1 protein-coding gene is annotated in these 12,403 nt (G+C 38.4%); it reads right to left on the bottom strand.

Going from position 1 to position 12,403, the window contains the following annotated elements:
* Positions 1-206: 206 nt before the first annotated feature.
* Positions 207-11,075: a filamentous hemagglutinin N-terminal domain-containing protein gene (locus tag CKF54_RS00725; protein ID WP_119524362.1), complete on the bottom strand. Its 10,869-nt coding sequence runs from the start codon at positions 11,073-11,075 to the stop codon at positions 207-209.
* Between the last annotated feature and the right edge of the window lie 1,328 nt (positions 11,076-12,403).

Raw genomic sequence — 12,403 nt, 5'->3', positions numbered from 1 at the left:
GAGGGGGACTATTATTTGTCTGTTTGCAAATAGCCAATAGTAATAGCAGTAATGTAGCTAGAGGGTTTCCTTAAGCTAATACTAGCTAATACCAGCTAATACTACTAGCACTCGTAAATTTTTGCCAAAATAAATGCCCCTAGGTTTCCCTAGAGGCATTTATTTTTGTCAGAGATGACTATTTCTTAACTTAGAGTTAAGTCAAATTATCTTACGCTTTTAGCAGTTTCTGCGCTAAAACCAGTAGGGATTCTTTGACAGCTTTCTAAGTAAGTAGCTCTATCTTCTGGTAAGAATTTGTATTTGTCTACAATTTCTTCTGCTGATAGGTTTGTTAAGTCTTCTGATGTAACGTTGTATTTACGGTTTAGTTGTTCAGCGTTAACTAAACATACTTCCGCAAAACCAGCTTCACCCATAGTTAAGCTTAATTCTGAACCTACGAATTTCTTCTCATCAATACGAGAATCATCACTGATTGTGTGATATTGGTATGGAGTTGTATCGATTTCGTTTTGGATATCGATTCTATCCATCGCATTTCTATATTCAGGATCATTTACGTAATCTAAAGCAGCACCTTTAACAGTTGTAGTTACTGTAGGAGCGTTTAGGTTACCAGCATCGCTATGTGTTAATACATTGATGATGATTGCAGTTTTAGCAGTTAAGTTAGCGTTAGGAGCGTTGAAACCACCCTGAGTTGATGTCAGGCTGATGTTCTCGTTACCTGCGTCTAAAGTCGTATTGTCATCGAATGTGATGTCATTACGTACGTTAACTGTGATGTTACCGTTGCTTGCATTAATTGCAGTTGAGTTAGCTACTAAGCCACCGTTAGCTGAATTAATGTTAACACCTTTTTCACCAGATAGACTAGCGTTATCTAAACCAACACCTTTATCACCAGTGATATTAACTGTACCGTTACCTGATGTTGCAGATGCGTTAGTTAAGTTAACTGTACCATTAGTTGAAGTTACGTTCACACCTTGGTCACCGTCTAAGTTAGTACCGTTTGCTAACTCAACACCGTCTTTACCAGAGATGTTTACAGAACCGTTACCTGATGTCGCGTTAGCGTTATCAAGTACAACTTTGTTACCGTTTACGTTAACACCTTTATCACCATCTAATGCTGTACCGTTAGTTAAGTTAACGTCTTCAGCAGCTGTAATGTTAACCATACCGTTATCAGAAGCAGCTGTAGCGTTATCTAAGTTAACGTTTTTCGCAGTTACTGTAACACCTTGGTCACCATCGTCTAGATTTGTACCATTTGTTAAGTTAACTGTTTCGTTAGCAGTGATATTAACAGAACCGTTATCAGAGTTTGCGTGTGCATTATCTAGAGTAACGTTGTTACCGTTAACATTAACGCCTTGATCACCATCTAATGAAGTACCGTTAGCTAAAGTCACTTCTTCGTCAGCTGTGATATTAACTGTACCGTTACCTGATGTTGCGTTAGCGTTGTCTAAAGTAACATTTTTACCTGTTACGTTAACACCTTTATCACCATCTAAGTTAGTACCGTTAGTTAAGTTCACATCTTCGTCAGCTGTGATATTAACTGTACCGTTACCAGATGTTGCGTTAGCATTATCTAATGTAACGTTTTTACCTGTTACGTTAACACCTTGGTCACCGTCTAGGTTAGTACCGTTAGCTAGAGTTACGTTTTCAGGAGCAGAGATTGTAACTGTACCGTTACCTGATGTTGCGTTTGCATTATCAAGAGTTACGTTACCTTTGTTACTTACAACGTTCACACCTTCGTCACCATCTAAGTCAGTACCGTTAGCTAAAGTCACATCTTCGTCAGCTGTGATATTAACTGTACCGTTACCAGATGTAGCGTCAGCGTTATCTAAAGTAACATTTTTACCAGTTACATTAACACCTTTGTCACCATCTAAGTTAGTACCGTTAGCTAAAGTCACATCTTCGTCAGCTGTGATATTAACTGTACCGTTACCAGATGTAGCGTCAGCGTTATCTAATGTAACGTTTTTACCTGTTACGTTAACACCTTGGTCACCGTCTAGGCTAGTACCGTTAGATAGAGTTACGTTCTCTGGAGCAGAGATTGTAACTGTACCGTTATCTGATGTTGCAGTTGCATTATCAAGAGTTACGTTACCTTTGTTACTTACAACATTCACACCTTCGTCACCGTCTAGGTCAGTACCGTTAGCTAAAGTCACATCTTCGTCAGCTGTGATGTTAACTGTACCGTTACCAGATGTTGCATCAGCGTTATCTAAAGTAACATTTTTACCTGTTACGTTAACACCTTGGTCACCGTCTAGGTTAGTACCATTAGCTAAAGTCACATCTTCGTCAGCTGTGATATTAACTGTACCATTACCAGATGTAGCGTCAGCGTCATCTAATGTTACGTTTTTACCTGTTACGTTAACACCTTGGTCACCGTCTAGGTTAGTACCGTTAGCTAGAGTTACGTTTTCAGGAGCAGAGATTGTAACTGTACCGTTATCTGATGTTGCAGTTGCATTATCAAGAGTTACGTTACCGTTGTTACTTACAACGTTCACACCTTCGTCACCGTCTAGGTCAGTACCGTTAGCTAAAGTCACATTTTCATCAGCTGTGATATTAACTGTACTGTTACCAGATGTAGCGTCAGCGTTATCTAATGTAACGTTTTTACCTGTTACGTTAACACCTTGGTCACCATCTAATGAAGTACCGTTAGCTAAAGTCACATCTTCGTCAGCTGTGATATTAACTGTACCGTTACCAGATGTTGCGTCAGCGTCATCTAATGTTACGTTTTTACCTGAAACGTTAACACCTTTGTCACCGTCTAGGCTTGTACCGTTAGCTAAAGTCACATCTTCATCAGCTGTGATATTAACTGTACCGTTACCAGATGTAGCGTCAGCGTCATCTAATGTTACATTTTTACCTGAAACGTTAACACCTTGGTCACCGTCTAGGCTAGTACCGTTAGCTAAAGTCACATCTTCATCAGCTGTGATATTAACTGTACCGTTACCTGATGTTGCATTAGCGTTGTCTAAAGTAACATTTTTACCTGAAACGTTAACACCTTTATCACCGTCTAGATCTGTACCGTTTGCTAAAGTTACATCATTTTCAGCTGTAACGTTAACGCTACCGTCTTCAGAAGTTAAGTCAGTGTTATCTAATGTTACGTTTTCACCAGTAACGTCTACACCTGTAGCACCAGATACGTTAGTGTTGTTTAACACTACTTCATCAGTTGCTGCTAGAGTAGCGTCGCCACCAGCTGTTACATTAGTACCGTCAACATTTAACGTACCGTTTTCTGCTTTAACATTTGCATCTTTAGCTGCGGTAATTGTTGTACCGTTAGTTAAAGTTAAGTTGTTAGGAGAAGTTACGTTTACGTTACCTTCTGTTGAAGCTAATGCTGAGTTAGTGATTGTTAAGTCACCATCTGGAACTGTAACTTCTAAGTCACCTGCACCAGAGATATTAGCATTATCTAATGTTAAACCAGTTTGTGCAGATACTGAAGCAGTACCGTCAGTTGCTGTTAAGTTAGCACCAGTGATATTTAACTCACCTGTAGTTGCTGTTGCAGAAGCGTTTTCTTTAGCTTCAACTACTGTACCGTTACCTAAAGTAACATTGTTACCTGTTACTGCAGCAGAACCAGTAGTTGCATTTACAGCTGTATCAGTTAGAGTTACGTCACCGTCTTCAGCTGTTACGTCTACGTTAGCACCAGATACGTTAGTGTTATCTAGGTTAACGTCTTGTGCAGCTGTTAATGTAGCATCACCGCCTGCTGTTACGTTTGTACCAGTTGCAGTTAAGTTACCGTTTTCAGCTTTAAGATTTGCATCTTTAGCAGCTGAGATTGTAGTACCGTTAGTTAGAGTTAGGTTATCTGGAGCAGTTACGTTTACGCTACCTTCAGTTGAAGTTAACGCAGAGTTAACTACTGTTAAGTCACCGTCAGCTACAGATACATCTAAGTCACCAGCACCAGAGATGTTAGCGTTATCTAACGTTAAACCAGTTGCTGCTGATACTGAAGCGTTACCGTCAGTTGCTGTTAAGTTAGCACCAGTGATATTTAACTCACCTGTAGTTGCAGTTGCAGAAGCGTCTTCTTTAGCTTCAACTGTAGTACCGTTACCTAAAGTTACGTTTTCACCAGTTACTGCAGCTGAACCTGTAGTTGCGTTTACTGCTGTGTCAGTTAGAGTTACGTCACCGTTTTCAGCTGTTACGTCTACGTTAGCACCAGATACGTTAGTGTTATCTAAGTTAACGTCTTGTGCAGCTGTTAATGTAGCATCACCGCCAGCTGTTACGTTTGTACCAGTTGCAGTTAAGTTACCGTTTTCAGCTTTAAGATTTGCATCTTTAGCAGCTGAAATTGTTGTACCGTTAGTTAGAGTTAGGTTATCTGGAGCAGTTACGTTTACGCTACCTTCAGTTGAAGTTAACGCAGAGTTAACTACTGTTAAGTCACCGTCAGCTACAGATACATCTAAGTCACCTGCACCAGAGATATTAGCGTTATCTAAGGTTAAACCAGTTGCCGCTGATACTGAAGCGTTACCATCAGTTGCTGTTAAGTTAGCACCAGTGATATTTAACTCACCTGTAGTTGCAGTTGCAGAAGCGTCTTCTTTAGCTTCAACTGTTGTACCGTTACCTAAAGTTACGTTTTCACCAGTTACTGCAGCTGAACCTGTAGTTGCATTTACTGCTGTGTCAGTTAGAGTTACGTCACCGCCTTCAGCTGTTACGTCTACGTTAGCACCAGATACGTTAGTGTTATCTAGGTTAACGTCTTGTGCAGCTGTTAATGTAGCGTCACCGCCTGCTGTTACGTTAGTACCAGTTGCAGTTAAGTTACCGTTTTCAGCTTTAAGATTTGCATCTTTAGCAGCTGAGATTGTTGTACCGTTAGTTAGAGTTAGATTCTCTGGAGCAGTTACGTTTACGCTACCTTCAGTTGAAGTTAACGCAGAGTTAACTACTGTTAAGTCACCGTCAGCTACAGATACATCTAAGTCACCAGCACCAGAGATATTAGCGTTATCTAAAGTTAAACCAGTTACCGCTGATACTGAAGCATTACCGTCAGTTGCTGTTAAGTTAGCACCAGTGATGTTTAACTCACCTTTAGTTGCAGTTGCAGAAGCGTCTTCTTTAGCTTCAACTGTTGTACCGTTACCTAAAGTTACGTTTTCACCAGTTACCGCAGCTGAACCTGTAGTTGCATTTACTGCAGTGTTAGCTAGATCTACGTCACCCGCAGTTGCAGTTAAGTTAACATCAGCACCTGTTACATCAGAGTTAGTTGCTGTTAAGTCACCTGTAGTAGCTACTACATCAACTGCTTGCGCACCAGAGATGTTAGCGTTATCTAAAGTTACACCTGTAGCACCTGTTAGAGCAACGCTACCTTCAGTTGAAGTTACATTAGAACCAGTTACTGATAAGTCACCTGAAGTAGCATTTAATGCTACATCTTGAGTAGCGTCAACTTTAGTACCGTTAGCTAAAGTAACATCTTCAGCAGTTACGTTTACCGTACCGTCAGTTGCTTCTACTGCAGTGTTTGCAAGAGTTACAGAACCTTCTTCAGCTGAAACGTTAACGTTTGTACCTGAAACATCTGAATCAGTAGCTGTTAAGTCACCTGAAGTTGCAGTTAAATCTACAGACTCAGCAGCTGAAACGTTAGAGTTATCTAAAGTTAAATCAGTTGCAGCTGTTAATACAGCATTACCTTCAGATGAAGTTACGTTAGAACCAGTTGCAGATAAAGCACCTGTAGTTGCATTTAATACTACATCACCAGTAGCGTCAACTTTTGTACCATTAGCTAAAGTTACGTCTTGTGCAGTTACATTAACTTCACCAGCAGTTGCTTCTACTGAAGTATTCGCAAGAGTTGCTGTACCTTCAGCAGCAGTAGCGTTTACAGTAGTACCAGATACTGCAGAATCAGTTGCTGTTAAGTCACCTGAAGTTGCATTTAAGTCTACCGCTTTAGCAGCTGTAACGTTAGAGTTATCTAAAGTTAAACCTGTAGCTGCTGTTAAAGTTGCGTTACCGCTACCTGCAGTTACATTTGAACCAGTTGCAGTTAAAGCACCAGTTGTTGCATTTAATGCTACATCTGTTGCAGCTTCAACTTTAGTACCGTTTTCTAAAGTGATGTCAGTTGCTGTTAATTCAAGCGCACCTTCAGTTGCGTTTAAAGTAGTGTTTGCTAAAGTTGCAGCACCACCTACAGTTACGTCTACGTTTGGCGCAGTTACATTTGAATCAGTTGCTGATAAGTCACCTGAAGTAGCTTCTAACTCAACTCCATTAGATGCAGTTACGTTAGAGTTATCTAAAGTTAAATCAGTTGCAGCTGTTAAAGTAGCTTCACCGTTTTTCGCAGTTACATTTGAACCAGTTGCAGATAATGAACCAGTAGTTGCATTTAATTCTACATTAGTTGCAGCTTCAACTTTAGTACCGTTTTCTAAAGCTACGTTTGCAGCTGTTACATTTACCGCACCTTCAGTTGCATTCACTGTAGTGTTAGCTAATGTAGCTGTATCACCCGCAGTTACGCTTACGTTTGGCGCAGTTACATTTGAATCAGTTGCTGTTAAATCACCTGAAGTAGCATTTAACTCAACTTCTTTAGAAGCAGTTACGTTTGAGTTATCTAAAGTTAAATCTGTAGCTGCAGTTAAAGTAGCGTTACCATCTTTTGCAGTTACATTTGAACCAGTTGCAGATAATGAACCAGTTGTAGCATTTAATGCTACATCAGTAGCAGCTTCAACTTTAGTACCGTTTTCTAAAACTACGTTTGCAGCTGTTACATTTACCGCACCTTCAGTTGCGTTAACTGTAGTATTAGCTAATGTAGCTGTATCACCTGCAGTTACTTCTACAGTTGGCGCAGTTACATTTGAATCAGTTGCTGTTAAGTCACCTGAAGTAGCTTCTAACTCAACTCCATTAGATGCAGTTACGTTAGAGTTATCTAAAGTTAAATCAGTTGCTGCTTTTAAAGTAGCTTCACCGTTTTTCGCAGTTACATTTGAACCAGTTGCAGATAATGAACCAGTAGTTGCATTTAATACTGCATCAGTAGCTGCGTCAATAGTTGTACCGTTCTCTAAAGCGACGCTTCCTGCTGTTACATTTACTGAACCTTCAGTTGCGTTAACTGTAGTATTAGCTAAAGTAGCTGTACCACCAGCTGTTGCGTTTACGCTTGCAGATGTTAAGTTAGAATCAGTAACTGTTAAGTCACCTGATGTCGCTGTAACATCAACAGATTTAGGCGCTGTTACATTTGAGTTAGTTAAAGTAACACCGTTTGCAGCTGTAACTGTAGCATTACCATTCTCTGAAGTAACATTTGCACCTGTAGCAGTTACATCACCATCAGTTGCATTTACAACTGCGTCTTCAGTTGCTAATACTTTAGTACCGTTTTCTAATACTACGCTACCAGCTGTTACGTTAGCTACGCCATCAGTCGCGTTAACTGTAGTGTTAGCTAAAGTAGCTGTGCCACCAGCAGATACATTAACGTTTTCTGATGTAAAGTTAGAAGCAGTAACTGTTAAGTCACCAGATGTAGCTGTAACATCAACAGATTGAGGAGCTGTTACGTTTGAGTTGTTTAAAGTAACGCCGTTTGAAGCTGTAACTGAAGCTTTACCATTCTCTGAAGTAACGTTTGCACCGTCTGCAGTTACGTCACCAGCAGTCGCTTCAACTGATGCATCTTCAGTTGCTAAAATTTTCGTACCGTTACCTAAGTAAACGTCACCACCAGTTAGAGATGCTGAACCTGCAGTTGCGTTTAAAGTAGCGTTAGTTAAAGTAGTGTCACCACCAGCTGTTGCACTTACGTTTGCAGCTGTTAAGCTAGCCTCTTCAACTGTTAAAGCACCTGTAGCTGTTACATTTACTAACTTAGCAGCAGTTACATCAGTGTTAGTTAAAGTAACGTCACCAGCAGCATTTAATGTAGCATTACCATTAGCTGAAGTAATTTCAGAATCTTCTGCAGTGATAGCTCCAGATGTAGCTGTTAGGGTTACATCTTCAGTTGCAACAACTTTAGAACCATCAACTAAAGTAACTGCACTACCAGATACGCTTGCTGCACCAGAAGTTGCATTAAGGCTAGAGTTAGTTAAGGCTACTGTACCCTCACCTGTAGAAGCTGAAACTGTATTAGCAGTAACTGAAGCATCAGTTGCACATATGTCACCTGTTGTAGTTGTTAAAGTTGCTGTTCCAGCAGCGTTTAGGCTAGTGTTTTCTAAAGTAATGCCGTTAGACGAATTTACCTCAAGATTACCTGTAGTTGCAGTTACATTAGAGTCTTTAACATTAACTACCCCTACACCACCTGTCGAGTTTAAAGTAACATCGTTTTGTGCAACTACAGTTGAGCCGTCAGTAACTTCAATGTTACCTTGAGCAAGTAAGCTAGCAGAACCTGTAGATGAATTTACAGAAGAGTTGCTTAACGCAATCTCACCAGCTGTAGCGCATAATGTTAGATCATTTGTTGAATTTAGGACTGCATTTGTTAAGGCAATTCTTTGTGCAGTAACGTTAAATGAACGAGTTGCGCTTGCAGTTGAATTTGTAATTCTTACAGCACCAGATGTAGCTGTTAAGTTAACATCTTGACCAGATCTAATTGTTGTATTAGTAACGTTTACGTTAGAAGTACCACGTAAGTTAACATCAGCAGCACCTGAAGTTACAAAGGTTGAGTTAGTTGAGTTAATTGTATTAGTACTTGCGTTACCAATTGAGATTTCACTCGTAGTAGTCGAGATGTTTGTATTATTTAAGTTCAGCGTTCTGCCACGGATTAAAGCACCTTCAGCTGTGATGTTAGTATCAGAAATGTTAGTAACACTTCTTGTACTTACAGAGCTTAGGTTAACTTTACCAGCAGTAGCGTTAAACGTTGAGTTTGAGATGTTTTGTGTTACTGTACCAGTATTCGTTAAAGTAACAGTAATTAATTCAGCACCAGCTGCTGTTGTGTTTGTAACTGTGTAAGTAGAGTTAACAATTGCAGAGTTTGCTGATGAAGTAATGCAAATCGCATGAGTTGAAGTTAACGAAGTACCATTACTGATAAAGCCAGCACCATTTAAAGTGATACAACCAGCAGTTGCATTCACTGTTGTGTTAACTAGGTTGATACCAGAAGTAACATTGTAAGTAGTTAAACTACCAACTGTTAAGTTAGAGTTACTAATCGCTACGTTATTATTAGCATTAATAATATTTAGCGCACCACCCATCGTGAAGTTACTATTGAAAATATCAATGTTTGCAGCTGTAAGATTTAAGCTATTTGTAGTAGATGGTTTGAAGTAAGCGCTTGTAACGTTAAATAGTGCAATTTGGTAAGTTGCTGTAATAACTACATTTGAAGAGTTTAGGTAGCTACTTACTGTTGAAGCTCTTAAGAATGTGTAATCACCCCAACCTTCGAAAGCATCAGTTGCGCGGAACGAGCTTGAAGTCATGCTTCCCCAAGCGCTACCAATTGAAGATACACCGTAACGAGTAGCACTCGTACTGTTATCGTCAGTAATAACCACACTGTTCGGGTCAATTAACCATGTACCAGTGTTACCGTAAGTAGCAACTGTATTTACAGAGACGTTATCTAGTAAATCTAAGCTGTGACCTGAAGTCTCAACAAAACCACCGTTACCGTATACAGATGTTGCTAAGAAAGCACCATCAACAACTGCTTGGTTACCCCAAACAATTGCAGTACCAGCGTCACCATTAGTACCAGATACATTAACTGTAGCACCTTTTGCAACGTTAGTTGTAGCAGCTAGTTTTAAGTCACCAGTACCTTGTAGGTCACCACCAACATTAACTGTGCCACCAACATTACCAGACGCATTTAATACTGCGTTATCAGCTAATAATACTGAGTCACCTAAAACTTTAATTGAACCAGCAGTACCAGCAGCGTTTGAAGTGTTAACTGTACCGTTTACCACTACTAACGAAGATTGGTTAGTGTAGTTAGCTGCTAGTTGGCTATTGTTCATGCTTGTAGTTTGTACTACATTTGCTTCAGAAGCACCATATAGTAAAACACTACCAGTTGCAGTAATTGTTGCTTTACGTGCTGAATCTTCACTAGAGATAATATCTGCAAATGAAGATGAATTTGTGTAGCCTGTAGCTACTTTGTTAGCTAAAAGTACTGCACGATTAGCAACGATCTCACCTAAGTTCACTGCTTTGTTATCTGCAGTAACTTTATAAGAGATTAACGGATTGCTTAAATCTTGGATAGTAATAGACTGACCAGCTAAAAGGTAAACTGTACCATTTTTAGCTTCTAGTACACCAGTATTTAGTACTTTACCACCGACTAAAGCTAAAGTACCGTCAGCTTCAACCTTGATCATACCTTGGTTGATTACTGAAGCGATAGCTTGATCTTTGTCTTGACTAAATACGTAGTTACCGTTTAAGAAATCTTCATTGCTAATATCTAAAGTTGAAGCAACTAAAGAGTTAACGTCAACTGAAGAGTTTTGACCAAAAACAATACCTGCTGGGTTTACGATAAATACTTTACCGTTTGATTGTAAAGTACCTAGGATCTGAGAAACCTCTCCTCCTAAAATTCGGTTAAGAACAGCTGAATTTGAGCTTTCTTGAATGAATTTTACAATTTCATCAGAATTGATATTAAATTTTTGCCAATTAATGATCGCGTTGTTTGAGTTAGTAATTGTTGTTACTAAGCCTTCTGTAACAGCAGTTACTTTACCGTTAACAACTTCCATGCCTGTACGCGCATCCGCGAATGCAGCTGTAGAAACACCTGCAAATGCAAATGGAAGCATTACGCTTGCAAGCAAGCGATTAACACGATTTAATTTTAGACTCTTACTATCTTCACTAGTTTCAACTGTTTGCTTAGCTGAACCAGAAACAGAACTAGTTGCTAGCTCTGACACCGCATCAAGAGAACGAGTGCGGCGGTTGAATTTCAATTTATAAATACTATTCATTGTTTTGGAACTTTTTAAGTAAGTTTTTTCTGCCTATTTATTTTATTTTTGACACTCTTAAACAAGAGCGAGCGCGTTTGTACTACACATACTTTTTGTTTGTCCTGTTTTTTTTGTTAAACAGGATAAAGAGAAAGAGTATAAAGAGTACCTGTACATTCCTCTAGTTGTACTTTATTAAAACTTGCTAACTTTAACTTTTCTAGTTATATCTGTAAAGTTATTAGGTTGAATGCTTATAAGAAATAACTTTTTGGTTAGTTAAAAATAACTTCACGGGTTAAAAATGACAAAGTTAAACTTTTTAAGACTTTGTGAGGTTAACCTCAAGTGTCTTTTTACTTTTTAGATTCTTGCAGATCTTTTCAGATCCTTATAGATTTTTCTAGGTCATTTCAGACCCTTTCATATCTGATCTTTTCTTCTAGATCCTTTCAGATCTTTTCGTATAGATCTACTTTAACGACTAAATATAACTATTTAACTAGTTCGAACCTAAAAACAACCAACATCAATAAAGACTGCCACCAAAATCATGAGTAAATAAAGTTACCTCAATTTATATTTACTCTCACTGTCTCTATCTTGTTTATTGCCAGCTTAACTTGAGTTTTTAACCAATATTCACTAGAAAAAATAAAGGCTCATTGTTTAGCTGAAAATCCAAAGCTTTATAATATTTGCCGAGATTGCTTTACTAGCACTGAATTACAAAGGTTGAGTAGAGTTCTATGCCTACTATATTGTTTAAGGATAGATTTGTAATTTTTGTTTTGTAATTTGTAATTTTTCTATTTTGAGAATCTTAATTAAGCTCTAGAGTTCCATTCGATTAATATCTATAGGACTAAGTAGCAAAGTAATAAAAAGTTGGTTAAAGTTATTTAGGGATAGCCAACAAAGTGGCTACACTTTATACTTTTTATTTGCCTTACTCTATACCTAATAGTTTCTACTTGACTCTTAGAGACAAGAGGTATATTTGTATGAACTTCACTCTTCCTTTACAAAACAAGGCTAATAAATTAAATATTATTTTTTTGAATTTGTCTTACCTGTACTTAAATCTAAAATTAAGTTTAAAGCTAAGTTTAAGATCTAATCTAAGATTAAAGTTAAGCTTAAAGCCAAGATCAAATTTAAGAAAGGAAAATGACTTAACCCGTTTTTTTCATTGAGGAATAAATCAAAAAATCTTTTGAAAAATAGTTAAAAAAATACGAGGTTAACTTTTATTTTAACCTAACTATTGAAAAAATTCTTTACCATTAGCATAACTATCCTAATCCCATTTTTAGAATCCCAATACCGGAGAATGTAAAAAATAA

The sequence above is a fragment of the Psittacicella hinzii genome, from assembly GCF_003585885.1.
Taxonomy (GTDB): Bacteria; Pseudomonadota; Gammaproteobacteria; order Enterobacterales; family Psittacicellaceae; genus Psittacicella.
This window is presented reverse-complemented; position numbering and strand designations above follow the sequence as displayed.